This window comes from Pueribacillus sp. YX66 (genome assembly GCF_041725775.1).
Classification (GTDB): Bacteria; Bacillota; Bacilli; order Bacillales; family UBA6769; genus Pueribacillus.
In genome coordinates this window covers 1-24281 of the sequence record NZ_JBEUEL010000040.1, presented here as the reverse complement: position 1 = coordinate 24281, position 24281 = coordinate 1, and the positions used below count along the sequence as shown (strand labels likewise).

At 38.2% G+C, this 24281-nt stretch carries 28 protein-coding genes; 15 read left to right on the top strand and 13 right to left on the bottom strand.

The window, feature by feature from the left end:
* Positions 1 to 201: 201 nt before the first annotated feature.
* Positions 202 to 948 carry a MerR family transcriptional regulator gene (locus ABU914_RS13775; protein ID WP_379670289.1) on the bottom strand — a complete coding sequence of 249 codons (747 nt, stop codon included), beginning with the start codon at positions 946 to 948 and terminating at the stop codon, positions 202 to 204.
* 191 nt (positions 949 to 1139) lie between these two features.
* Positions 1140 to 1379: a hypothetical protein gene (locus tag ABU914_RS13770; protein WP_379670288.1), complete on the bottom strand. Its 240-nt coding sequence runs from the start codon at positions 1377 to 1379 to the stop codon at positions 1140 to 1142.
* A 664-nt stretch (positions 1380 to 2043) separates the two neighbouring features.
* On the opposite strand from ABU914_RS13770, the gene ABU914_RS13765 reads away from it, so the two are divergent.
* The 9 genes from ABU914_RS13765 (at position 2044) to phoU (ending at position 10513) form a co-directional block, all read left to right on the top strand.
* Complete coding sequence (locus tag ABU914_RS13765) at positions 2044 to 2178, top strand: hypothetical protein (RefSeq protein ID WP_379670287.1); 135 nt, start codon at positions 2044 to 2046, stop codon at positions 2176 to 2178.
* 52 nt (positions 2179 to 2230) lie between these two features.
* On the top strand, positions 2231 to 2965 hold the full coding sequence (locus ABU914_RS13760) for a polysaccharide deacetylase family protein (protein WP_379670286.1): 735 nt from the start codon (positions 2231 to 2233) through the stop codon (positions 2963 to 2965).
* 140 nt (positions 2966 to 3105) lie between these two features.
* Positions 3106 to 3684, top strand: coding sequence for a TetR/AcrR family transcriptional regulator (locus ABU914_RS13755; RefSeq protein ID WP_379670285.1), 579 nt, complete (start codon positions 3106 to 3108; stop codon positions 3682 to 3684).
* Positions 3685 to 3873: 189 nt separating this feature from the next.
* Complete coding sequence (locus ABU914_RS13750; RefSeq protein WP_379670284.1) at positions 3874 to 5988, top strand: MMPL family transporter; 2115 nt, start codon at positions 3874 to 3876, stop codon at positions 5986 to 5988.
* A gap of 160 nt (positions 5989 to 6148) precedes the next feature.
* Positions 6149 to 7120, top strand: a complete 972-nt coding sequence (locus ABU914_RS13745; RefSeq protein WP_379670283.1) for a PstS family phosphate ABC transporter substrate-binding protein — start codon at positions 6149 to 6151, stop codon at positions 7118 to 7120.
* A gap of 66 nt (positions 7121 to 7186) precedes the next feature.
* Entirely contained in the window at positions 7187 to 8125 is a 939-nt protein-coding gene (gene pstC / locus ABU914_RS13740; protein ID WP_379670282.1) for a phosphate ABC transporter permease subunit PstC, read from the top strand.
* A gap of 1 nt (position 8126) precedes the next feature.
* Complete coding sequence (pstA, locus tag ABU914_RS13735) at positions 8127 to 9005, top strand: phosphate ABC transporter permease PstA (protein WP_379670281.1); 879 nt, start codon at positions 8127 to 8129, stop codon at positions 9003 to 9005.
* A 69-nt stretch (positions 9006 to 9074) separates the two neighbouring features.
* Entirely contained in the window at positions 9075 to 9836 is a 762-nt protein-coding gene (gene pstB, locus ABU914_RS13730) for a phosphate ABC transporter ATP-binding protein PstB (protein ID WP_379670291.1), read from the top strand.
* 17 nt (positions 9837 to 9853) lie between these two features.
* A complete protein-coding gene (phoU, locus tag ABU914_RS13725) occupies positions 9854 to 10513 on the top strand; it encodes a phosphate signaling complex protein PhoU (RefSeq protein ID WP_379670280.1) in 660 nt (219 codons plus the stop codon).
* 78 nt (positions 10514 to 10591) lie between these two features.
* Here the strand turns inward: phoU and pnpS are convergent, their stop codons facing one another.
* From pnpS to ABU914_RS13695, 6 genes are all read right to left on the bottom strand, one after another.
* Positions 10592 to 12373 (bottom strand): two-component system histidine kinase PnpS, encoded by a 1782-nt coding sequence (gene pnpS / locus ABU914_RS13720; RefSeq protein WP_483880157.1) that lies wholly within the window; start codon positions 12371 to 12373, stop codon positions 10592 to 10594.
* A 2-nt stretch (positions 12374 to 12375) separates the two neighbouring features.
* Positions 12376 to 13065, bottom strand: coding sequence for a response regulator (locus tag ABU914_RS13715; RefSeq protein ID WP_379670278.1), 690 nt, complete (start codon positions 13063 to 13065; stop codon positions 12376 to 12378).
* Between the two features lie 50 nt (positions 13066 to 13115).
* A complete protein-coding gene (locus ABU914_RS13710; protein ID WP_379670277.1) occupies positions 13116 to 13697 on the bottom strand; it encodes an LOG family protein in 582 nt (193 codons plus the stop codon).
* A gap of 118 nt (positions 13698 to 13815) precedes the next feature.
* Entirely contained in the window at positions 13816 to 14856 is a 1041-nt protein-coding gene (locus ABU914_RS13705) for a sensor histidine kinase (protein WP_379670276.1), read from the bottom strand.
* On the bottom strand, positions 14843 to 15529 hold the full coding sequence (locus ABU914_RS13700) for a response regulator transcription factor (RefSeq protein WP_379670275.1): 687 nt from the start codon (positions 15527 to 15529) through the stop codon (positions 14843 to 14845). The genes ABU914_RS13705 and ABU914_RS13700 overlap by 14 nt, the downstream gene beginning before the upstream one ends.
* A 19-nt stretch (positions 15530 to 15548) precedes the next feature.
* Positions 15549 to 16754, bottom strand: a complete 1206-nt coding sequence (locus ABU914_RS13695; protein WP_379670274.1) for a TlpA family protein disulfide reductase — start codon at positions 16752 to 16754, stop codon at positions 15549 to 15551.
* 157 nt (positions 16755 to 16911) lie between these two features.
* Here ABU914_RS13695 and ABU914_RS13690 point away from each other — a divergent pair, with 157 nt between their 5' ends.
* The 4 genes from ABU914_RS13690 (at position 16912) to ABU914_RS13675 (ending at position 19467) form a co-directional block, all read left to right on the top strand.
* Positions 16912 to 17505, top strand: a complete 594-nt coding sequence (locus ABU914_RS13690) for a TlpA family protein disulfide reductase (RefSeq protein WP_379670273.1) — start codon at positions 16912 to 16914, stop codon at positions 17503 to 17505.
* A gap of 8 nt (positions 17506 to 17513) precedes the next feature.
* Positions 17514 to 18224, top strand: a complete 711-nt coding sequence (locus ABU914_RS13685) for a cytochrome c biogenesis CcdA family protein (protein WP_379670272.1) — start codon at positions 17514 to 17516, stop codon at positions 18222 to 18224.
* Positions 18225 to 18241: 17 nt separating this feature from the next.
* Positions 18242 to 18808 carry a class D sortase gene (locus tag ABU914_RS13680; RefSeq protein WP_379670271.1) on the top strand — a complete coding sequence of 189 codons (567 nt, stop codon included), beginning with the start codon at positions 18242 to 18244 and terminating at the stop codon, positions 18806 to 18808.
* A gap of 272 nt (positions 18809 to 19080) precedes the next feature.
* Positions 19081 to 19467, top strand: a complete 387-nt coding sequence (locus ABU914_RS13675; RefSeq protein WP_379670270.1) for an OsmC family protein — start codon at positions 19081 to 19083, stop codon at positions 19465 to 19467.
* 70 nt (positions 19468 to 19537) lie between these two features.
* Here the strand turns inward: ABU914_RS13675 and ABU914_RS13670 are convergent, their stop codons facing one another.
* The gene (locus ABU914_RS13670) at positions 19538 to 20071 is read right to left on the bottom strand and encodes a YceI family protein (RefSeq protein WP_379670269.1); all 534 of its coding nucleotides are present in this window, start codon (positions 20069 to 20071) and stop codon (positions 19538 to 19540) included.
* Positions 20072 to 20197: 126 nt separating this feature from the next.
* Between ABU914_RS13670 and ABU914_RS13665 the strand changes: the two genes are divergently transcribed.
* Positions 20198 to 20518 (top strand): winged helix-turn-helix transcriptional regulator, encoded by a 321-nt coding sequence (locus ABU914_RS13665; RefSeq protein WP_379670268.1) that lies wholly within the window; start codon positions 20198 to 20200, stop codon positions 20516 to 20518.
* Between the two features lie 69 nt (positions 20519 to 20587).
* Here the strand turns inward: ABU914_RS13665 and ABU914_RS13660 are convergent, their stop codons facing one another.
* The 4 genes from ABU914_RS13660 to ABU914_RS13645 form a co-directional block, all read right to left on the bottom strand.
* A complete protein-coding gene (locus tag ABU914_RS13660; protein WP_379670290.1) occupies positions 20588 to 20971 on the bottom strand; it encodes a DUF302 domain-containing protein in 384 nt (127 codons plus the stop codon).
* A gap of 34 nt (positions 20972 to 21005) precedes the next feature.
* Positions 21006 to 22139 carry an MBL fold metallo-hydrolase gene (locus tag ABU914_RS13655; RefSeq protein WP_379670267.1) on the bottom strand — a complete coding sequence of 378 codons (1134 nt, stop codon included), beginning with the start codon at positions 22137 to 22139 and terminating at the stop codon, positions 21006 to 21008.
* A 20-nt stretch (positions 22140 to 22159) separates the two neighbouring features.
* On the bottom strand, positions 22160 to 22393 hold the full coding sequence (locus ABU914_RS13650) for a glutaredoxin family protein (RefSeq protein ID WP_379670266.1): 234 nt from the start codon (positions 22391 to 22393) through the stop codon (positions 22160 to 22162).
* A 368-nt stretch (positions 22394 to 22761) separates the two neighbouring features.
* Positions 22762 to 22890, bottom strand: a complete 129-nt coding sequence (locus ABU914_RS13645; protein ID WP_379670265.1) for a hypothetical protein — start codon at positions 22888 to 22890, stop codon at positions 22762 to 22764.
* Between the two features lie 544 nt (positions 22891 to 23434).
* Between ABU914_RS13645 and ABU914_RS13640 the strand changes: the two genes are divergently transcribed.
* Positions 23435 to 23998 carry an FAD-dependent oxidoreductase gene (locus tag ABU914_RS13640; RefSeq protein ID WP_379670264.1) on the top strand — a complete coding sequence of 188 codons (564 nt, stop codon included), beginning with the start codon at positions 23435 to 23437 and terminating at the stop codon, positions 23996 to 23998.
* Positions 23999 to 24281 lie beyond the last annotated feature (283 nt).

Here is a 24281-nt window from a genome sequence, read left to right as displayed (position 1 = left end):
ATACAGTTAAATTATCCCATATTTATCACATGTTGAGGGAAGATTATCTCGAAGAATTTTTACTCCTCAGACCTGAAGTAAGTAGGTTATTTTCTATGCGACAGTCTTTGAAACCAAACCAGTTTTTTGCGATAGAAAGTGCCTTCCGTTTCCTAATCATAAGATATCAAGCACAATCTATACCCAGAGACGTTCATCACATTATGCTTTATGCATATTTACATAGATGATTATCGCATCGCGCATAAAACTTGCTAAGCCCTCTCCAAATTGATCGATGTTCTTTGTGAATCGTTCATCTGCAACGTACATTTCTCCTAGCTCTTTGAGTGCTTCTAATGAGTAGTTTCCTAGCTTATTTAGAAACGAAAACCATTCACCGATCACTTTTTGGACTTCCTCCGATTCAGAAGGTAATTTCCTGAGGTTCGCTAATTTTTGAAAAATATCATTCATTGCCGCTTCCACCTTGTTTTTCTCTTCAGTTGATAGACGATTAATCTTTTCACTTGCAAGATCTACGGTATCATCTCCCCAACGTTTTCTCGCTTCTTCTTCATATCGGTTTTCACTGAAATCAAATCCTGTAAATTTTTCCTCATTGGACATTTCAATTTCTCCTTCAAGATGTTTGATTGTTTTATCGATCGTTTGAACCATCTTATCGATGCGACGCCGCTTCTCAAGCAACATATCACGGTGCAAAGTTAATGCTTCTAGTCGATCAAAAGACGGATTATGAACAATTTCTTTAATTTTCTTTAACGGTAAACCTAGCTCTTTGAAAAATAAAATTTGCTGAAGCATTGAAAGATTATCATCCGAATATAATCGGTACCCAGTCTCTGCTATTTCATCAGGCTTCAACAACCCGATTTTATCGTAATAATGAAGCGTACGTACACTAATTCCGACTAGATCAGCAACCTCTTTTATCCGCATCACCACCGATCGAACCTCCTTTCATTTCAGACGTTAAAGCATGACGTTACGTGAGAGTCAAGACCTTTATATAAAAAACAACCCAATGTCGCTCAAACTGTTTAGCCTAATATATTGCGTCTTCGCTAACCGATAAATCCGGTAATCATAAAAGTACTTGCTAGTATAGTTATTATCGTTACATTTACTGCTTCAAATCATCGATAGGAAGACGGAGTATATAACCGAAAGGTGAACCCTTTTCCATCCCTTCTGGAAATTGAAGGAGTCCGCCAAGATAGACGAGTAAAAGAATATAGTAAATATGCCCAAACGATGCTCATCATTTTCTTAAGCCAACCTGTGAAAAGTAATGAGAGCCCAATCATCACTAACAATGCTGATAAATAAACGAGTGCTGAACGATAAACGGAAGCAAATGCCATTCCTTCTTCCATCACAACTTCCCCTGCTGCGCCTAGAACGTATTGTCAAAAGTTACTTAGTAATAACTTGTTTTTCTATTGATTTTACGCAGTTAAACACAAAAAACTTGCCATCCTCTCAAATCTAAAGTACTTAACACCCATCATCCCTAAAAGTTGTGACAAGTTGTTACCCAACTAAGATTTGAATAACAGAATTCCTAGAAATCCAAAGATAATTTTTTCTTGAAACTTGATATATGAAAGTAAAAGTACATATGTTATAACCCCTTCTTTTTATGAAGAGAAGTGAGAGTTTATTTGATTGTGGACATCGCAAATAAAACAAGCGTCTCACTAGTGACGATTTACAATTACTATTAAAAAAACACCGATCAATTCACGAGTATGGATTTTTTACGGCGATAAAAAATGGGAAGAATATGAACAATGATCAGAGAATAACCCCGGAAGTTTGTCGTCATATGGGTACTCGGAACCCCGAAGAATATGAACAATGATTAGAGAATAACCCCTTTTCCAGATAAAATCCAACCAATCATTTTTAATAAAAAAAACAATCGCAAACGAAATTAATTAACGACAATTTTTATATTTACGTTATGAAGGAATATCCGGAAGAAGGCAATGATATCGAGAAAGTTTATAATCTCAATTGTTTAAGCAGAAGGATAGATTGAATTCGAACAATTACATTCATGCACTGAAAGAATATTTGAAACGTACAGACGTTTTTGATAAAGCACTCCCGATAACAGAGGAATTTACAAAACTTATATTTTGCGGGATCATTGGTAAACGTAATGAATAGGCAGACGAAGAAAGCGAGAACCTAAGTGTAAATAATAAAGAAGGGATAGCACATGAAGTTCATTCAATTGATTCAAGTTTTATTTATTATTATTGCTTTGAATGCTTTCATACCAACAAGTTCAGAAGCAGCAACTCATTATCCGTTGCAAATGAAATATCCGAATATTATGTTGTACAAAGCCGATACAAACAAGAAGATTATCGCACTAACGTTTGATGACGGACCCGACGACCGATTTACGCCACAAATTTTAAATGTATTAAAAAAACATAATGTGAAAGCAACATTCTTTTTTCTCGGCACACGTATCCATAAATATCCGGACATAGCAAAAAAAGTTCATGAGGACGGCCATGTCATCGGGAATCATACGTACTGGCACCCCGAACTCACGAAAACCGGAGTTAATAATATGGTGTGGGAAATCGAAAAAAATGAAAAAGAAATTCAGAACGTACTGCAAATCAAAACAAAATTGTTCCGTGCTCCGTATGGGGCGTTAAATGAAGATCACGTTAAAAAATTAGGCGAAATGGGATACCGAGGGATCGGTTGGTCGATCGACACCGAAGACTGGCGAAACTTATCTGCTAAAGAAATTAAACAGAGCATTATAAATGGACTACATCCTGGAGCGATTGTACTCATGCATAGTGCCGGACATTGGACACAAAACCTTTCAGGAACTGCAGAAGCGTTAGATGAAGTCATTCCGCTTTTAAAAAAGAAAGGTTATATGTTTGTAACGATACCTGAAATGTTTTCAGATGATATGTTAAAGTAAACGTTATGCTGCAATAGACAAAGAATCATGTTTTGGCCTCTGCCCCCAAAAGTCACACCAATGAGATGAGCCGGACATTCCACAAGCCTCTTTTGTTTATCTCATTATTCATGCTACTATTGGCGTAATGAGGTGAACAAATGGCACGCGAACGGAAATTTAATCAAGAAGAACTATATAAAACGACGAAAGAGCTTTTGCTGAAACACGGATATGAAGGCTTTAGCTTCACCCTTTTAGCTGAACAATTAGATGTCTCAAGGGCCGCGCTTTATAAATATTTTTCGAATAAAGAGGAACTTATCACAGATTACATGATTTTTGAAATGAACCTACTTCATGAGAAACTAAAAGCAATTGATTCGTATGCACATTTTGAAGAACAATTTAACTATTTAATAACAACGATATTCCAACATAAAAACATTCATGAAATTTTAGGGATGGCTTACTATATCCCAGTACGTAACAATAACAAAGTAAAAGTGAATATACAGAAGTTAAAAAACCTTCATTTAGACATGCATATAATGCTAGAAGGGTTTATACAATTAGGAAGGGAAGAAAATCGACTAAAAGAAGACTTAAACAGTCAAATAATTTTAGGATTTATTTTTCAAACGATTGCAATACCAAATCATTTTGGCATTCCCCATTCCGATTGGGTCACTCAAATTAAAAAAATGATTAGTCACGGAATCTTCACGAGTAGCAATTGACAGTGAAATAACTTGACACATTGAAAAGTGAAAAAGCGAGACTTTTTAAGTGTCGCTATCTGTAATAGAATTACGGATACTTAACACGTTAACTGCGAATTATAGTATAATTAAGTGACATTCGTGTCACTTTGTTTTTCATTAAAGTGACACGAATGCAACTTTTAACCCTAAGGAAGTGGTGGATACATGAAAGCACGATTACAATCTATAACTGACCGAGTCACGACAAAAAAAGGCAAGTGGGTTACACTCGTTATTTGGTTAGTTGTAACAGGTCTATTAGGAGCACTTGCACCGAGTGCAAAAGAATACGAAGTATCAAGTATTGACTCATTGCCTGGCGATGCACAATCTATCATTGCACAAAATAAAGTTGATGAGTATTTTGAAGGAAATGACGGCATTCCCGCAATCTTAGTTTTTCAATCAAATGATGAACTTCAACTTGAAGAGATAACAACATTTGTTGGAAAAGTTGAAAAAGCGAATATTCATGGATTAGAGGAGGTTCTCCCTCTCGCTTCCTTACCTCAGCCAGCCATTGACAGTTTCTTTTCGGACGATCGTACGACAGCTTTATTTCCGGTGTCTTTTGAACCATCCTTAGAAAACCGCGAAATTAAAGAATCGTTGGAAAATATTTATGATCTAATGAATGAAGATGCAGAATACACGCTAAACATCACAGGACCTGCTGGCATTGCTAAAGATACACTTGATTTATTTACGAGAGCAGACATCGTGCTACTATTATCAACGGTTGGCATCATTTTAATTTTACTCATCATCATTTATCGATCACCGTTTTTAGCGCTTATTCCGTTATTGGCCGCTGCATTCGTCTATGAAGTCGTAAACCAGTCGTTAGGCTTAATGGGTAAAGCAGGCGTGCTTTTAAACAACCAAACGATTTCGATTATGACGATTTTGCTTTTCGCCACTGTCATCGACTACTCTCTCTTTATTTTCTCGCGATTCCGAGAAGAACTAAAGCGTAATGATGATAAGCATGAAGCAATGAAGTTGGCAATGCGCGGCGTCGGCATTCCAATCTTTTATTCAGGTGCAACAATTTTAGCAGCTATGCTCATTTTATTTTTTGCACAGTTTGGCGACTATCGCAACTTTGCTCCAACGTTTGCAATTGCTGTTGTTATCGTTATGCTCTCTGCTATTACGCTTATTCCTGCCTTATTTACTGCATTTGGACGGAGAGCGTTTTGGCCGAAAATTCCCCGTGTTGGCGATGAACATGTTAAAGCAAACTCATTATGGAGTAAAGTCGGTCGTTTTGTTACGAGAAAACCAATCGGTTCTGTCGTGGTAGTTGGAGTATTTCTGCTTATCTCTGCAAGTAATATGACAAACATCGAGTATGAATTTGATTTAATTAAATCATTCCCAGAAGATATGCCTTCACGCGTTGGCTATGAAATTCTCGAAGAGAAGTTTGAAAAAGGAGACTTAGCACCAACAACCGTATTATTCGAGTCAAAAGACACATTGTCAGACGAAGATCGAAATGCATTGTCTGAAAAGCTGGCTGAACAATCACTTGTTAGCAACGTTCGGATTAGCGGTGTGACGGAAGATCAAAAAGCGGTTACGTACTCAATGACATTTGAAGAAAGCCCTTATGCGCAGAAGTCAATGGATGCGTTAGAATCAATCCAAGGTGATGCGGAACAGATGACGAAAGAGTTAAATTTAGACGGAACTCTCTATTTTGCTGGAGAAACGGCTGAATCCGTCGATGACCGCTCAATTAACAACCGCGATCTCATTGTCATCGTCATCTTAGAAACAATATTAATTTTTACGATGTTAATCTTTTTAACGCGTTCGTTTAAAATGCCAATTTATATGATGGGGACAATTTTAGTTTCATTTCTTGCAGCGTTAGGCTTAGGGCTATTTTTAACAAACTTATTCTTTGACATTGACACGATAAGCAACCGTGTCCCTGTCTATTCGTTCGTCTTTTTAGTTGCACTCGGCATTGATTACAACATTATGCTCGTATCGCGATTTATGGAGGAGCGGACGAAACACCCTTTGAAGCAAGCAATTGAACGTTCCGTTTCGACGACAGGCGGTGTCATTTCATCTGCAGGAATCATACTTGCTGCGACATTCGCTGTCTTAATGACACAACCGATCCAAGTCCTGTTCGTCTTCGGATTTATCGTTGCAATTGGTATTTTGCTAGATACATTCATTATTCGAGGCGTATTACTACCAGGTTTACTCGTCTTATTTGAAAAAGATAAAGAAAGCAATCCTTCTACCATAAACGAATAAAATCTTTCCACAAGCACAGGTGAGTTTCATCACTCATCTCGTGCTTTTTTATTTTCAGCAACAAATTTACACGATCTTTACAATTCCTCAATGCTCCCTTAATTTTCACCGTTTACTATAAAACTTAGATAGACGAAAAAACTTTTTAGGGGGAAACCAAATGAAAGTAAAAGCAATGTTCTCATCTTTATTGTTATCTACAGCGCTACTTACTGCTTGTGGGAATGGAGACGGCAGTGAAAGTACAGCAGAAAATACGAAGAATAACGATACTCTTGAACAAAACAGCGGAACAATTCAAATTGACGGCTCATCAACCGTATTCCCAATTATGGAAGCTATCTCTGAAGAATTTGCAGCTATCGAACCTGATGTAAAAGCCCCAATCGGTGTTTCCGGTAGCGGTGGTGGGTTTGAAAAGTTTACTCTAGGGGAAACCGACATTAGTAACGCTTCTCGTCCAATTAAAGACGAAGAAATCGAAAAAGCTGAAGAAAATGGAATCGAATTTACTGAATTTGAACTCGCTTATGATGGTCTTTCCGTCGTTGTTCATAAAGATAATGATTTTATTGACCAACTGACTGTCGACGAATTAAAAGCGATTTGGATTGAAGATGAAGACGTCAAAACATGGGCTGACGTTCGTGACGGCTGGCCAGATGAACCGATGGAATTTTACAGCCCTGGTACGGATTCCGGAACATATGACTATTTTAACGAAGTCATTCTTGATGATGAACAAATGCGCAAAGAAGCGACATTATCTGAAGACGACAACGTTCTCGTTCAAGGTGTCGCAGGTTCTCAATATGCAATTGGATATTTTGGCTATTCGTACTATGCAGAGAACGCTGACAAATTGAAAGTTGTTCCGATTGTAAATGAAGATGGAAAAGCAATTACACCGGATCTTGATACAATCCAAAACGGTGATTATAACCCGCTATCGCGACCATTATTCATCTACGTTAACAACGAGTCTATCAAAGAAAAAGATTACGTTTACGAATATGTAAAGTTTACACTTGAATCAGTAGGCGATTTATCTGAAGAAGTTGGCTTTGTCGGTCTTCCGTCAGAGAAATACGCTGAAGCTCTTAAAACATTGGAAGAGATTAGAAGCTCATAAAACAAAGGTGAGGGGGACCCCCCTCACCATTTGTCATCAACTTGTCTTGCTTAAGGAGTTTTTTCGATGAAAAATAATCTTTCAATAGCTGAACTCATAAAAAAAAATAAACAAAAACACCGTACATTCGCTTCCATCCGAGAAAAAACAATCCCTTTTCTCTTGTTCATATGTGCAGTTGTTTCCATTTTTACAACACTAGGAATCATTTTTACACTTCTTTTTGAAACGATTACTTTTTTTAATCGTGTTGAGTTCATTGAGTTTATTTCAAGCAAAGAGTGGTTGCCATTTTTTAAATCAGATCCATCCTACGGGATTCTTCCACTTATTTCTGGAACACTCGTCGTTGCTGTCATTGCGATGGTTGTCGCGATTCCTTTAGGCTTAACAACAGCAATCTATTTAAGTGAATACGCGAGTGAACGCACGAGACGAATATTAAAACCAATGTTAGAAGTTTTGGCAGGGATCCCAACAATCGTTTACGGATTTTTCGCCTTAACATTCGTCACACCATTCCTTCAAAAATTCATTCCAAACCTCTCGTTTTTTAATGCGCTAAGCCCTGGAATTGTCGTCGGCATTATGATTATCCCAATGGTCGCTTCGCTTTCCGAAGACGCGATGAATGCTGTCCCTAATTCAATTCGTGAAGGCGCATTAGGACTTGGGGCTACGAGATTTGAAGTAGCGATAAAAGTTGTTTTACCTGCTGCATTATCAGGCATTATCGCTTCGTTCGTACTTGCAATTTCTCGAGCGATCGGTGAAACGATGATCGTAACCATTGCAGGTGGTGCGACACCTACACTAGCATTTGATGTTACAAACTCCATCCAAACGATGACCGCCTATATCGTTCAAGTTAGCTTAGGAGATGCAACGTACGGTTCAACGGTTTACTACAGCATTTATGCGGTTGGGATGACACTATTTATATTCACGTTAATCATGAATCTTCTTGCACAATTTATTTCTAAAAAGTTCAGAGAGGCGTATTAATATGAACTTCATTAAAGAAGAAATCGTTCAAAAACAAACGAATAAAAGAATAGTGATTAATTCTATTTTAAAAGGTCTTTTCATGGCAGCCACTTTGTTTTCCCTACTCGTCTTAGCGATTCTTTTTTATCGAATATTTACACAAGGCTTCGAACATTTGTCTTTAGACTTTTTTACAAATTTTGCATCGCGCAAACCTGAAGAAGCCGGAATTAAAGCTGCCCTTTATGGAACGATATGGCTCATGGCCATTACCGGACCGGTTTCGATTATTTTAGGAGTCGGCTGTGCTATTTATTTAGAAATGTATGCGAAAAAAAGTCGCTTTACACGATTTATCCAAACAAACATCTCAAATTTAGCTGGTGTTCCATCGATCGTATTCGGTCTTTTAGGATTAACGGTCTTCGTTCGCATGTTTGAAATGGGAAGAAGTATTCTCGCTGGTGGATTAACGATGTCACTTCTTATCTTACCAATCATCGTTGTGGCCACTCAAGAAGCGCTGCGTTCTGTGCCAAAAGAGTTACAAGAAGCATCTTACGGTATGGGAGCATCAAAGTGGCAAACGATTCAAAGAGTCATTTTACCAACCGCTCTTCCCGGCATAATGACAGGAAGTATTTTAGCGTTATCGAGAGCCGTTGGAGAAACCGCACCATTGATTGTCATCGGAGCTTTAAGCTACGTCGCATTTGTACCTGAAAGTATATGGTCTGGCTTCACCGTCATGCCAATCCAAATTTACAACTGGACCGGTCGTCCACAAGAAGCATTCCATGATATTGCTGCTGCCGGTATTATCGTCTTGCTTGTCATGCTCATTCTAATGAATTCTGTCGCTGTTTTCATTCGTAACAAACTTTCAAAACGCCACTAAAAACGGAGGGTTTACATGAGTACGTTATTAAAATCAAAGCCACTTAATCTTAAAGTCCAATCTAAAGATATGGATGAAAAAGCTGTCATTGAAGTGAATCACTTAAACCTATGGTACGGAGAAAATCAAGCATTAAAGAATATTAATATGAACATCTTTGAAAACAATATAACTGCCATTATCGGACCATCTGGATGTGGAAAATCAACATTTATTAAAACGTTAAATCGTATGGTTGAACTTATCCCAAGCGTAAAAATGACAGGTAATATTTTGTACAGAGAAAAAAATATTCTTAATCCGAAATATCAAGTTGAAGAGTTAAGAGCTAGAGTCGGAATGGTTTTTCAAAAACCGAATCCATTTCCAAAATCAATCTATGAAAACGTTGCGTATGGACCTAAAATTCACGGAATTAAACAAAAGAAAATTCTCGATGACATTGTTGAAAAAAGTTTACGCGACGCCGCGATTTGGGATGAAGTGAAAGATCGACTGCACGAAAATGCATACGGTTTGTCCGGGGGTCAACAACAACGAATTTGTATCGCTCGCTGCCTTGCGATTGAACCAGATGTCATTTTAATGGATGAGCCGACTTCTGCATTAGACCCGATCTCAACATTGAAAGTAGAAGAGCTCGTCAAAGAATTGAAGGAAACGTACAGCATCGTAATTGTGACACACAATATGCAACAAGCGGCCCGTATTTCCGATCAAACCGCTTTCTTTTTAAGTGGAGAACTTGTTGAAATGAACGACACAAGCAAAGTGTTTTCAAACCCAAATGATAAACGGACGGAAGATTATATTACAGGCCGTTTTGGCTAGGAGGAGGGAAAGGAAAGATGGGAGTAAGACAAGAATTCGAAGGCGAGCTTGACCAATTAAAAAAACGTATTATTACAATGGCAACGAAAGCGGAAAAATCACTTTTATTAGCGATCCAAGCTCTTACAGAACAAAATATAGACTTAGCCACTCATGTCATTGATAGCGACCGAGCGATTAACGATCTTGATGAAGAAATTAGTGAAGCAGCGATTTGGTTAATTGCGAAACAACAGCCTGTCGCTACTGATTTACGAAAAATTATTTCGACAATTCGGATTGCGAATGATCTAGAGCGAATTGGTGATCAAGCTGTCAACATTGCAGTGGCAACGATGCAAATTGGAAGTCGCCCATTATACAAACCGTTAGAAGACATTCCACTTATGAGTGAAAAAGTTCTCAAAATGCTTACAGGGAGCTTGGAAGCGTATAAAACAGATAATACAATTCTCGCAAAAAAAGTTGCAGACGATGACAATGAAATTGATGAGCTGTATGAAGCACTCGTTCAAGAGCTATTAACAACAATTGCAAAATCCCCCGAATTAACAGAACAAATTACACAACTTGCGTTTGTCTGTCGCTACCTTGAACGAGTTGCTGATCATATCACAAATATTTCAGAACACACTTTATTTACGGTTAAAGGTAAGCATGTTGACTTAAACCAGTAATTTTACGAACCCCCTTTTTATATAGAAATAAGCCCTCGTATCTCTTTAGTGAGCACCGGGGGCTTCATTTTCATTGATTTACTTTGGTTGTTTTTTAGGTAAAGTTACGATAAAAGTCGTTCCGACCCCTTCAATACTGTCCACTTTTATATGCCCATGATGGGACTCAACTAAATGCTTCACGATCGCAAGTCCTAATCCCGTTCCACCAGAGTTTCGAGTTCTTGCTTTATCAACGCGGTAAAATCGTTCGAACACTCGAGGCAGATCTTTTTTCGGAATTCCGATACCTGTGTCACTAACAATCAGGTCGATATGATGTTCATGTTCAATGATTTTTATCGAAATTTTACCCTTATTTGGTGTATACGTAATCCCATTTGAAACAAGGTTCAAAATAATTTGCCGAATCCGGTCTTTCTCCCCTTCAATAACAACTCTTTTTTGTCCTGGCAACGAAATCGAAATAGCTTTTTTCGTTATTTCTTCTTGCAACGTTTCAACTGTATCATAAATTAAACTTGCCACATCGATATTTTCAATTTCCAAATCGATGAGATGCTGTTCAATTTGTGAAAGACGGAGAATATCGTTAATTAATCGGTGCAAGCGGTTACTCTCTTCGTAGATAATGTTAAGAAAAGATTCACGAAGCACTGGATCGTCAGCAGCTCCGTCTAGCAGCGTTTCTGCGAACCCCTTAACCGACGTAATCGGTGTTTTTAATTCATGGGACACATTTGCAACGAACTCACTGCGCATCTTTTCTAAACGCCGAATCTCAGTAATTTCATGCAAAACAATGATGACACCTTTAAGGCGTTCCGTTTCTCTAAAAAAGGGAGCAAAATGAGCATCAAAAATGCGCACATTCTCATTTAGTCCAACGACAATCATTTCTTCATGAATCACTTGCTTCGTTTCAATGCAACGGTGGATTCTCTCACTTAACTTAAAACGTTCAAGCAGTTGTGTGTACGATTTTCCGATTATCTCTTTCTTTGATTGACCGAGAAGTTCCTCCATCGCGGCATTCATTAACTGAATCGTACCCGATTTGTTAACAAGCATAACACCACTCACCATATTCGCCAAAATGCTCGTAAGCTGCTGCTCGTTTTCCTGAATTTCTTTCATTTGCTTTTGTAAGCTAGAAGCGAGAACGTTAATCGCACTTGAAAGCTGTCCAATTTCTCCTGATACATCCACTGTTACACGACTCTCATAATCTTTATTCGTTAAGCGCCGTGCAACGTCAACGATTTTCTCAATCGGTCGAGTAATCCCTTTGGCTAACCACATGCTCACTAGCCAAGAAAGGACAAGCGTCACTCCGATAATCATGAATAAACTAACCCAAAGTTGTTTCATAGCATGATCTATCATATTTAACGCAATCGCAGTCCGGACAATTCCAATTCGTTCGTCATCTTTATATAATGGAACCGTAATATACATCATATTGAAACCGAGTGTTTCACTATAGCGAATCGATTCGCCACGTTCCTTGCCTTCCTCAAAAATCGCTTTCACTTCAGGACGATCAAGATGGTTGTCCATTTTCAGAGGATCATCTTCTGAATCAGCGAGTACCTTACCGCTTTCGTCAATAATTGTAAATCGAGGTTGAATGGGATGGGCGAAGTGACTAATCTTTTCTTGTAAAGCCGCCGAATCATCAGACAGATCAGTAATGTCAATCGCTTTCATCATAAGTTGGGCATTTTCAAGAAGCTGGTTTCTTGTCATATCTTCATACGTATTTTTCATTAAGCTGACAAGAAAAAAGCCTACTGCAATTAACACACCGAGCAATAATAGGAAAAAGGTTAAGGAAATGCGTACCCACAACTTCCGCATCATTATGGTCCTTCCATTTTGTAACCAAATCCACGAATAGTTTTAATATATTTTGGTTGTTTTGTATCGTCTTCAATTTTTTCACGCAAATGGCTTACATGAACGTCAACAATTCGTGTATCACCGTCATATTCGAAGTCCCAAACGCCATTTAATAGTTGATCTCGACTTAACACTTTCCCTTGATGATTCGCTAAAAAAATTAGTAACTCAAACTCTTTCGGAGTTAATTCTAATGGTTTTCCCCTTAGGGCAACTTCATATTTTTCTGTATCGATCGTAAGCTCACCTATAGTCATCCTATTTTCTATTTCAGGTTTATCGTCTTGCTTTGTTCGACGAAGAACCGCTTTAATTCTCGCAATAAGCTCTCGCGGGCTAAACGGTTTTGTTAAATAATCATCGGCGCCAAGTTCTAAACCAAGCACTTTATCCAATTCATCATCACGCGCCGTTAACATCACAATTGGCGTCATGTTTTTTTCCTGCCGCAATGCTTTACAAATTTCAATACCGTCCATGCCAGGCAGCATTATATCGAGAACGATCAAGTCTGGCTTCTCATCTACAGCAAGTTGCAACCCTGTATTGCCGTCTTCCGCTGTCAAAACGAAAAAGCCTGCTTGTTCGAGATTAAATTTGATTAATGTAACGATCGAAGGTTCATCTTCAACGACTAAAATCCGCTTCACACACACTATCCCCTTTCTCGTTACATTTTATCATAACGACTGCAATAAACTTAAATCTGATCTTCCTCCAAGTATGTTTTTACTTCTGGTGGCTCATACGCAAGAAATGCATCAATAAGACGGGTCGGATTCGACTCAACGAGTGCCATGCTGCGATGTTTTTCTTTTAAAAATTGTTCATTCGTCATATGATCTAAAAATTTTATTAGCGGATCATAATAGTTATTCACATTTAATAAACCGATCGGCTTTTTATGTAAACCAAGCTGTGCCCACGTAAAAACTTCAACGAGCTCTTCTAGCGTTCCAGGGCCTCCAGGCATTGCAATAAATCCATCTGCAAGGTCAGCCATCATCGCTTTACGCTCATGCATTGAATCAACGATATGGAGCTCTGTCAAATTGATGTGAGAAATCTCACGTTCTTCAAGAAATTTTGGAATAATGCCGATCGCTTCTCCGCCTTCTTTTAAAACGGTCGTTGCAATCACACCCATTAAACCAACGCTACCGCCTCCGTACACGAGGGTAATGTCTCGTTTTACGAGCTCCTTACCTAATGCTACTGCACCTTCTTTATACTTTTCAGATACACCGATTCGCGAACCGCAAAACACTGTTATTCGTTTCACGTGACAAGCCCCCTTATTTATCTTTTCTATTTTTTATTTTTCCGCCTCATCCTATTTATATTACAGTTTCAACAAATTAAACAAACGTTTGATTGACATAAATAGCCTAATCAAACGTTTAATCGATTGGAATGGAAAATCGAAAAGTAATCATGTCACCTTTAGCAACATATTCAATTTCTCCTTTTAATCGTGTCACAATTTCCTTTGCAATTGCTAGACCGAGTCCTGCTCCGCCTGTGTCCCGATTACGAGAAGGTTCAACACGATAAAATCGCTCAAACAGATCGTTGTCATCTTCATCGAGAATCGGTTTACTTTTATTCGAAATGGAAATGATGTAGTACGCCCCTTCCACGTGGCTACGTAATAACACTTTCTTCCCGTTGTGATATTGCAAAACATTGTTAAATAGTTCGCGCAAAACAACACGGATTGCTTTCTCATTCGAACGTAACTGTTCATGCTCAATGTGAACGTACAGCTGAATTCCTGCTTTTTGAAAACGACTGCTATACTCTTCAATAACACATTCAAGCATTTCTTTCATACTAACGTCCGTTTTGAAGACATCTGCTTGTTCCCAATCACGTAATTCATTGATTCTTTCAATCAATGTAATTAATCGCTCGCACTCTTTTTTTAATATCATTGTCGTTGATTCATCAAAAGAAAAGACGCCGTCTTTAAGACCTTCCAAATAACCATTTAACGTTGTCAAAGGCGTCCGTAATTCATGTGCAATATCTGTTAGCATTTGCTCATTTTGTTTTTGCAATTCATTCATTTGATTTGATATATGCAAAATATCTTTCGCAATTTTCCCAACTTCATCTTTTGAAGTTACAGTGTGAAGCCCAGACAGCGTGCTATCGTTACGAGTGAGGTTTCGCAACGGTCGCAAAATTTTCCGTGCAAAGAATAAATGAATTAAAACTGCAGCGACAAATGCAACGATACTAGCGTATAACAAATACATTTCAATCGTATTCCGAAATTGCTCTGATTGTCCAGACGAAGGAGAATATAAGTTAAACTGGTAGCAAGCATACTCTTTAATCGATACCCCGACGATTATGATGACAATGAATGAAATAAAAACGTTTAACACGATCCATTTACGAATCATTTTTCCTTTAATCGCGTTAATAAGCCACAAATTTATATCCCACCCCTCTAACCGTCTCGATGACATGTTCCTTGTCTCGTCCTAGTTTTTCACGCAGCTTACCAATGTGTACGTCAACTGTCCGTTCAATCACGACCTTTTCTTGATTAGGGTATAACGTGTCTAAAATTTGTTCGCGCGATAAAATTTGATTCGGGTGCCTCATTAATAAATAAAGTAATTCAAATTCATGATTTGTGAGTTCAATCAATGTGCCATTCACTTTCGCTTCGCGTTTAACAGGTTTTAGCGTAATGTCATGGAAACTAAGTTTGCTGCAACGATTTTCCGTGCGACGGAGCACCGTCTCAACACGAGCGACTAATTCTTTCGGACTGAACGGTTTCGTCATGTAATCATCGGCGCCGATTGATAGACCATGAATGCGATCACGTTCACTCACTTTTGCCGTAACCATAATAAGGGGAACATCACTTTTCTGTTCAACACGAATCCAGCGGCAGATTGATTCACCACTCTCTCCTGGTAACATAAGATCGAGTATTATAAAACACGGATCTCGTTCTTCAAATATACGACGAGCCTCTTCTCCGTCCGTCACACCCCACACTTCATAGCCTGCATTTTTCAAATAATGCTTCATTAAATCTAAAATTGGCTGTTCGTCTTCAACAATTAAAATCGTTTTCCCCTTTGTATTCATCGCGTCACCTACATTATATTTATTCATTCATTTGTCTTACTTGCTTTCGCATAAAATCCCGATTCATCGGTCCGACAACTTTATATTGAATCATTCCCCGATCGTCGATAAAGTAGCTCGTCGGATACCCTACGACTTCATACGTATTAGCCACTTCACTGTCTTCATCGAGTAAAATTGGAAATGTTAGTCCAAGCTCATCAATAAATGGTTGAATATTACCACGGTTACTTTCTGTAGCAGTTAAATTCACAGCAAGAATGACGAAATTATCATTTTCACGGTGTCCATCATAATACGCTTGCATATCGGGCATTTCAGCGCGACACGGTGGACACCACGTCGCCCAAAAGTTTAAAATCACATGTTTTCCGCAAAAATCGGATAACGTCACCGACTCACCTTGTAACGTATGTAACGTAAAATCTGGGGCTAGCTCCCCTTGTTTAATCCCTATCTTCCCTTCACGCTGTTCTTCTGGCGCCGACTCTTTACGATCGTTTAACGTGACGTTATCATATACACTCCATGAGATAAGCCCTACAAAAAGTAAAATCGGTACCCATTTTTTTAGGATAATCGATAGCTTCATCTTTGTTCGCATTACAAATATCAAGCATATAACGATTACAGCAAAATAAAACAACTGTTTCCACGAAAATCCGAGAATTACTGGGCTTTCATGTTTAAAATAAGAAAACAACAATTCCCCAAGCGAAAACCATAATACACTCGCGAGCCATTTCTCGCTTTTGATTAAATATAAAACGATGGCGAACGGCAATAACGCATCAAATAATAAAATAAAATGTTCAGTTAGATAAAAGAGCCAAACGAATACCCGGTAGCTCCCTATCGCCGTTAATACAGCAAGAATCCCCAATTCCATATATTGATGAAAAGAAAAAGAGCTTCGCTTACTCTTCCACAAAAAGTAGAGAAGTACGGAGATGACTCCTAAAATCATGCCTCGATCTCCACCCGTAAAGTATAACAGTGAAATCGGGTTTTGAATGACACTTATCGGATGAAACAACGCATAACTGAATTTCCAAGTGATTATAAAGGTAAAAAAACCATTCCAAAGCGTATCCATTATAAGAGAATCAATTGTTTTTTTCTTCAAAACGATTCGTAGCACAAAATAACTAATCACGAATGAAATGACATACAAAGCCCACTTTTCTTGGATTAAAAAAGGACCAATAAACCACGCATCACCCACGGAACCACCCTCCTCCATCCAGCATAACCCGAAATTGTAAAGAAACGTTAAAGATTTGAACCCTTTTCACTTTTTTGCATAACTTTACTAAATCTTAACAAACAATGCCCATACTTTGTCTTAACGACAAAATCGAAAATGAGGTGAATAAATCAGAATGAAACGAAATATTTTGATAGGAGCTGTGGTTTTACTACTCGTTGTTATCGCTTTCTTTCTGAATACTGACAAAGAAAAAAAAGAAGCGTCGCCACCTCCAGAGAATCCAGCGCAAATCGACCAGTCTGTCGCAGATGAGCCTGTCTCCAAAACAAAGAGTGAACCAATAGAAGAAGGTGCCACTGCGATTGATTTCGAATTAGAAACACGAACTGGCGACACACTCCGACTGTATAACAACGACGGGAAGCCAACACTGATCAACTTCTGGGCTTCATGGTGTCCACCTTGTAAAAAAGAGATGCCAGATTTACAAAAGGCGTATGAAATTTATGGAGATAAAGTTAACTTTTTCATGGTTGACTTAACGTTCAATGATAATCTCGAAAAGATGAACGAATATATCGACGAAAATGGGTTTACATTTCCTGTTTTATTAGACAAAACCGGGGACGTCACGATGGACTACCAAGTGATGGTCATTCCGACGACATACTTTGTAGATGCAGACAATGTCATTACCCACAAAGTAATGGGACCGATGACAACTGAACAAATTGAATCGATAATGAATGAAATTACAAATGGATGAGGTGAACAATGGAACAACTAACGATTTGGCTAGCGTTCGGTGCAGGAGTACTGTCATTCGTCTCTCCTTGTTGTCTACCATTATATCCGTCTTACATCTCCTATATCACCGGTGTATCTGTGAAACAACTACAAGGAGAACAGACAGGAAAAATGAGAAAACTAACGATGGTTCACACATTATTTTTCATCATTGGTTTTTCGATTATTTTTTTCGCACTCGGCTTATCCGCTTCGTGGATCGGGCAATTTTTCGTTGGAAACCAAAAATTAATTAGTATGCTTGGCGGTATTTTAGTCATCGTGTTAGGGTTATTCGTCATGGGAATTATCAACCCTAAATGGATGATGCGTGAAAAGAAATTATCTGTCCAACGAAAAGGAACGGGTTATTTAAGCTCTACGCTCGTCGGAATCGGATTTGCCGCTGGGTGGACACCATGTGTTGGACCGATTTTAGCTTCTGTATTAGTGCTCTCAGCCGCGAATCCATCGCAAGGAATACTTTATATTACTGCTTACACTCTCGGATTTGCGATACCCTTTTTTATTATGGCTTTTTTCATCGGGCGCACAAAATGGATTATAAAATATTCTACGAAACTGATGAAAGCTGGCGGTGCCATCATGGTGCTTTCAGGGATATTGCTCTACACAGGACAAATGACAAAAATTACGACGATATTAATTGATTTATTCGGTGGTTTCACAGGGTTTTAATAAAGAGGTGAAAGTATATGAGAAAGATAGGATTTATATTGCTTCTAATTGGCATTGTTATATCAGTCCGATATGGATATGAACAGTGGCAAACGATGCAATCTGTAACCGACTTTAATGGTGAAGTCGATCGGACAGGAACCGTTTCAGGTGATCCTTCTCATTTCGAGGCGGGGGAAAATATCGCTAACCTCATTATTCCAAAACTAAACAAATCATATAAAGTGTATTGGGGAACGGATGAGGAAACACTCGCAAAAGGAGTTGGAATGTACGTCAGTGATTTAACCGACACACCAGACGGAGAAGGCCATACCGTATTGTCTGGGCATCGTGATTCCGTATTTCGCCCATTAGGAGAACTAGAAAATGGAGATCGGTTTTACGTTGTTTACCAAGGAATAGATTATGAATATGAAATTCATAAAACGTGGATTACGGATGCGGAAGATCGCTCAGTCATCGTCAAAAAAGATGAACCGACATTGACACTTTCAACGTGCTACCCGTTTACATACATCGGAGATGCACCAGATCGTTACATCATTCAAGCAAACCTCGTTCAAAAAGGTCACTTACTTTGAAGCGAGACTTTCATTAGCCTTAGCTAATCAATAGCGAGACTTATCAGGTTTTTACCAACCGTTTGAACGTAAGTGATTTACGGGTGCTTGAAACGTGGAAAAACGAGAGTTGGCCCACAAGGTTGGGACATGAGACTCTTCTCTCACGTTTAGGCGTACGTAGTAGTCTGTCAATATTTTAAATTTATCATAGCTAGCGAGAATTACTCGTCCATCGTTTACGAGCGGTATTGAAGCCTCACTTAGAACATAACAGTACGGGGGAAAACAAAATGAAATTTATCATCCATGATGATACATGTCTTTTACAGACGGAATATGGTGAACTGCCAATTTCTTCTAATGAAACGAACGGTTTTCGACCATACCAGCTTATGATTGCATCTGTTGTCGGTTGTAGCACGAACCTATTTAAAAACATTTTAGCTAAAATGCGTTTAGACATTCATGACATGAATATTTCTGTACACATTGAACGAGATCAAGCGAATGCAAATCGAATAGCGTCCATTCATCTTCATTTCGTCCTTAAAAGCAACGACCTGCCAAAAGAAAAAGTGGAAAAAGCACTTGCTGTTGCACGCAAAAACTGTGGAATGATCCGGACAATTGAAAACTCTGTACATGTGAAAGAAACATTCGAAATTACCGAGTATTAATACATGTCTATTTACTTGGACCGAACTCATGCAAAAACCGTTCACTTCAAAACGTGAACGGTTTTTGCAATTATGCTTCTTTATGAGCTTCAATTTCAATCGCAATGTTGACATCATCACCGATAAGAATACCGCCAGTTTCTAGCGTATTATTCCAAGTTAACCCAAAGTCACTACGCTTAATTTTACCTTTCGCACTCAAACCAGCAACTTCATTTCCCCAAGGGTCTTTTACAACTCCTTCAAATTTAGCAGATAAAGTAACCGATTTCGTCACGCCGTGAAGTGTTAAATCGCCAGTAAAATCATATTCGTCTTCACTTTTTTTTACAATGTTTGTCGATTGAAACGTCATCTTTGGATATTTTTCAATTTCAAAAAAGTCCGCTGATTTTAAGTGATTGTCACGATCTTCATTACGAGTATCAATGCTTGCAAGATCGATGCTCACTTGAATATTCGCAGTTGTTAAGTCGTTCGGATCAGCTTCAACCGTTGCATCAAACTCGTGAAACGTCCCTTTCACTTTTGAAATCATCATATGTCTAATTGAAAAATCAATGCTGCTATGTGCTGTGTCAACATTCCATTTTACTTTTGCCATTCGTAAATCTCCTCCATAAATTAAAAATTATTAACTTACTTTTCGTAAGTAACTATATAATAATAAATTTATATTGTCAAGTAAATAACTAATTATGCTATAATAAAACTGAATGGGGTGATTACAATGAGCCACTCTTGTTTATGTCCAAAATTTGAGAAAGCAATGGAAATACTGAGTAAACGTTGGAATGGTCTCATTATTCACCAACTTCTACAAGAAGGTCCCCAACGCTTTTGCACAATTGAATCTGGAATTTCAATTAGCGGTAGATTGCTTTCTCAAAGACTTAAAGATTTAGAACGTGAAGGAATTGTGAATCGAGAAGTTTTTCCGGAAACTCCAGTCCGTATCGAATATTCATTAACTGAAAAAGGGCTAGCTTTAAAACCAGTTATAACTGAAATAGAAAAATGGGCGGAAACATGGGCTGAAGAGGATAAATGAGCGAGGGATGGTTCCCTCCTCTTTTTACTCAAAAAAGGCTGCCACTTTTTATGACAGCCTACTATTCGACTATTTACTTTTATCAAGCACTGCAATTAAGCGGTTTTCGATATCCCTAGCAATTTCTTCAAGCTTCGTATCATTGACCATACCGATAAGTGACGACGGTTTCGGTAGGCCTATTTTCGTTTTGTCTTCCGCTTCATAAACAACAATTTTACACGGCAAAAAATAGCCGACAAGTGCATTTTCTAACAATACTCGTTTCGCTTCATGAGGGTTACACACTTCAAGAACGAAGTACGATTGGTCGAAATTTACTCCTTTTTCTTGCAACTTTTCTTTTATGTTAAACTGCCAAAGAACACCAAACTTCTCTTCTTTTAAATGTTCTTCAAGTGAAGAAATCGCATCAGCAATCGATTTTGTCGTCTCTACTGTATAATGAAACAAACCGTCATCTCCTTTTTCCATTAGGTTACCCAAACTAGTCTGTATGATGCACCGCACAACGGTTTGGTCCAATTTCAAGCTCCTGCATATGTTCTACAGTCGCTGTTTGATATCCGCGATTAATCGCAATGATTTCTTCAAAGTTAGGCGGTTTTACTGAGCTTGCTGATTTTTCAACTTGGGTTAAAAAATCTTCTCTTGTCGTATTAAACATTGTTTCGTTGCGCTCGCGAATATTTCCAAGTGTATCTCCAATGTAGCCGTCCTCGTTAATTTCTTCATCAAGATCACCGTAATGTGATGGAAGTACAATCACATCATCCGCAATTTCGGATACTTTTGAATAGACGGTTTCATATAAATCATTCGCCCATTCTCTCACTTTATTGCCTAAGTCAGGACGCCCTAAGCCACTAACGAAAATCGTATCGCCTGAGAAAAGAAGCTGTTGATTGACGAAGAAAGAGACGCTTCCTGGTGTGTGACCTGGCGTTTTTACCGCTAATACTTCAACTGAAATATCTTTAAATTCAATTTTCTCATGCTCTTCAAGCGGTAAATGATCATACGTGGCCCCTTCACTTTTCATCAAATAATAGTTTGCCCCTGTTCTTTCCGCTAATTCTTTTCCACCTGAAATATGGTCAGCATGCAGATGTGAATCGACAATATGTGTAATTTTTGCACCAACTGCTTTTGCTTCACGTTCATATTCCTCAACGAACCGCGCCGGATCAACGAGCAACGCCTCATCTTCTGAAACAACCATGTAAGATAAGCACCCTTTTCCGACACGAATAAATTGATAAACAGAAATCTTATCATCTTCATGCACTTTCACTTTTTCGAGATGTTCACTCCAAGATTTCATTCCACCTTCAAGATATGACGCTTCATATCCGGCTTCATCAAGCATGTCAGCGACCATTTTTGATGAACCTTCTTTCGCACAAACAACAAAAATTTCTTTATCATTAGGCAGTTGATCCGCAATTGGTTCAATGCCATCAATTAGATTAAAATAAGGTTCATTTATATATTCAAAGTTTTCTCCTTCAATTTTCCAATCTTCGAAATCATCTTTATTACGAACGTCGAGTATGAACGACTTTTCTTTATTCAAGACTTTTCTCGTCATTTCTTTTGCTGTAAAACTTCTTACTGCCATTTTTTTATTCCCCTTTTCACTTAATTTTGTAAAGCTTGCATAATACCATTCGGATCAAAACCAACGATCCACTTTCCGTTAATTTCTGTCTGAGGTACGCCAAATTGACCCGTTGCTTCGACAACCTTCTTCATGTACTCAGGATTTTGTTCAACGTTAATCTCTGTAAACGGAATATTTTGTTCGGATAAAAAATTTTTAACCATGACACAAAATGGACACGTTGTCGTCGTGTAAACGGTAATGTTCTTCATATCAGTCCCTCCTTTCTTACAATATACCCATATAGGTATTATATTGTGTAAAAAATATACCCTAGTGGGTATTATAGCACCTCTAATAAAAAAAGCAAATCAAACAATTTAAGCCTTTTTCATTCCTTCACGAATCGTTTTAAAGCAAGCACAACAAACTTGAAGGTTATAAAATACAACATTGCATCAAATGGAAAATCTCTTTTAGAGAGGGATAAAGAGAATTGCTCGAAGGAATTTATTGCTTGACTACCTATTTATATAGTAAACGAGCAATCTTATTCCAGCACATCTAAAATTAGTCAACAACCGGTCGAGGCTTAGACCAGGTAAAAACGTTGAAGTTCTCAATAACCTAAATGCTATTATTAACACATTTGTCCACAGAGAGATTTCCGCTCATATTCAACATGGAAGTGAATCATTCCCTCTACGTTTTTTGATTTTTTAACGATAACTTCTTCAAATCCTAGCCAATCCATGTTAATAAAATTCACGTACACGCATCCTCTTTTATCTTGTGGTTGGTCACTTCAAATATAAAGATTTGGAGATGCGTGTATTTCTTTTTGAAAACACGTATCCCATATGTTCTAACTTCTTTTTATGAAACTGTTTCAAATATAGGATTAAAACTTCATGTGCAATGACCCATCCTTCCATCTTTAAAGGTATGTAGTTATAAGTGAATACATACGATATGTAAAATTAACCTTATTTTCCTTACTGAAAACAGTTTTATATACACGATTTTTTAAGCAAAATGTTACCGGATTCAAAATTATTCCTAATATTTTAACTTTTTACTTTGATAAAAGCAGACATATTTCCAAAAGAGAAATGTCATTGCTTGCATATTCTGTAACTTTTCCTTCTGTCTGCTTTCCATAAGCATACACATTGTCAACAAGAACGATTTAAACATTTGCGTTCAAAAGCAAATCATTGCTTATTTTACTTAACCAAAATTATAATAAGACAAGGAACTTTTTTAATCATAGCGAATGTAGAATGTAGACAGAAAAGAAAGGAGTTCATCATATGTTTGACATTGCGATTATCGGTGGCGGTCCGGCTGGTGCATCCGCAGCACTTTACACTGCCAAAGCGGGGAAGAAAACGTTACTGATTGACAACGACAAAGGAATGACTAGAAGAGCATTAATGAAAAATTACTATGGTATCGAAGAAATTGATGGTCCTACAATGGTTGACACAGGTCTCAAGCAAGCTGAAAATTTTGGCGCAATACTCGTGAAAGAAACCGCCCAAAACTTAAAACAAAACGGTGATACGTTTACTGTAACGACAGATGGTGGAAACTACGAAGCAAAATACGTCATTTTAACGACAGGAGCATCCGTTAGCTTTGCTGAAGATATCGGGATTAAAACAAAAGATGGAATTGAACCGCGAATTAAAAAAGTGGTTGACGTTGATGCAGATGGAAGAACGAGCATGGAAGGCGTATGGGCGGCTGGGACATGTGCAGGTGTAAGTGTACATGCTATCATTACAGCCGGTGATGGTGCAAAAGTAGCCATAAATGTGATTAGCGAAATGAACGGTGAGCGATACGTTGACCATGACATATTAGAATCATAAATCGAGTGAATCGAGTAGAGGAAGGTGATTAACCTTCCCCTCTCACACCACCGTACGTACGGTTCTCGTATACGGCGGTTTCATTAAGTCCAACGCATTGTTTGATATCTGTTCAAAAGACTTTTCAGACCTAGTCCTCGCCAGTATTTGTTATCAAGAGCTCTGTGCAGGATAGGACTGTTAGCAATTCGCCAGTAAGCCTTGCAGCTATTTGTTCATTCCCACGCTTTTTCTCTGTCTACACCTAATTTGACGAGATTTGTCTGTTTCGTTTTTATCTTCT

Bases quoted from the DNA above. Each gene is read 5' to 3' on its own strand.
- ABU914_RS13770 (WP_379670288.1), bottom strand. From the start codon at position 1,379: ATGGAAGAAGGAATGGCATTTGCTTCCGTTTATCGTTCAGCACTCGTT.
- ABU914_RS13760 (WP_379670286.1), top strand. From the start codon at position 2,231: ATGAAGTTCATTCAATTGATTCAAGTTTTATTTATTATTATTGCTTTG.
- ABU914_RS13755 (WP_379670285.1), top strand. From the start codon at position 3,106: ATGGCACGCGAACGGAAATTTAATCAAGAAGAACTATATAAAACGACG.
- ABU914_RS13750 (WP_379670284.1), top strand. From the start codon at position 3,874: ATGAAAGCACGATTACAATCTATAACTGACCGAGTCACGACAAAAAAA.
- ABU914_RS13745 (WP_379670283.1), top strand. From the start codon at position 6,149: ATGAAAGTAAAAGCAATGTTCTCATCTTTATTGTTATCTACAGCGCTA.
- pstC (WP_379670282.1), top strand. From the start codon at position 7,187: ATGAAAAATAATCTTTCAATAGCTGAACTCATAAAAAAAAATAAACAA.
- pstA (WP_379670281.1), top strand. From the start codon at position 8,127: ATGAACTTCATTAAAGAAGAAATCGTTCAAAAACAAACGAATAAAAGA.
- pstB (WP_379670291.1), top strand. From the start codon at position 9,075: ATGGATGAAAAAGCTGTCATTGAAGTGAATCACTTAAACCTATGGTAC.
- phoU (WP_379670280.1), top strand. From the start codon at position 9,854: ATGGGAGTAAGACAAGAATTCGAAGGCGAGCTTGACCAATTAAAAAAA.
- pnpS (WP_483880157.1), bottom strand. From the start codon at position 12,373: ATGCGGAAGTTGTGGGTACGCATTTCCTTAACCTTTTTCCTATTATTG.
- ABU914_RS13700 (WP_379670275.1), bottom strand. From the start codon at position 15,529: ATGAATACAAAGGGGAAAACGATTTTAATTGTTGAAGACGAACAGCCA.
- ABU914_RS13690 (WP_379670273.1), top strand. From the start codon at position 16,912: ATGAAACGAAATATTTTGATAGGAGCTGTGGTTTTACTACTCGTTGTT.
- ABU914_RS13685 (WP_379670272.1), top strand. From the start codon at position 17,514: ATGGAACAACTAACGATTTGGCTAGCGTTCGGTGCAGGAGTACTGTCA.
- ABU914_RS13680 (WP_379670271.1), top strand. From the start codon at position 18,242: ATGAGAAAGATAGGATTTATATTGCTTCTAATTGGCATTGTTATATCA.
- ABU914_RS13675 (WP_379670270.1), top strand. From the start codon at position 19,081: ATGAAATTTATCATCCATGATGATACATGTCTTTTACAGACGGAATAT.
- ABU914_RS13670 (WP_379670269.1), bottom strand. From the start codon at position 20,071: ATGGCAAAAGTAAAATGGAATGTTGACACAGCACATAGCAGCATTGAT.
- ABU914_RS13665 (WP_379670268.1), top strand. From the start codon at position 20,198: ATGAGCCACTCTTGTTTATGTCCAAAATTTGAGAAAGCAATGGAAATA.
- ABU914_RS13655 (WP_379670267.1), bottom strand. From the start codon at position 22,139: ATGGCAGTAAGAAGTTTTACAGCAAAAGAAATGACGAGAAAAGTCTTG.
- ABU914_RS13650 (WP_379670266.1), bottom strand. From the start codon at position 22,393: ATGAAGAACATTACCGTTTACACGACGACAACGTGTCCATTTTGTGTC.
- ABU914_RS13640 (WP_379670264.1), top strand. From the start codon at position 23,435: ATGTTTGACATTGCGATTATCGGTGGCGGTCCGGCTGGTGCATCCGCA.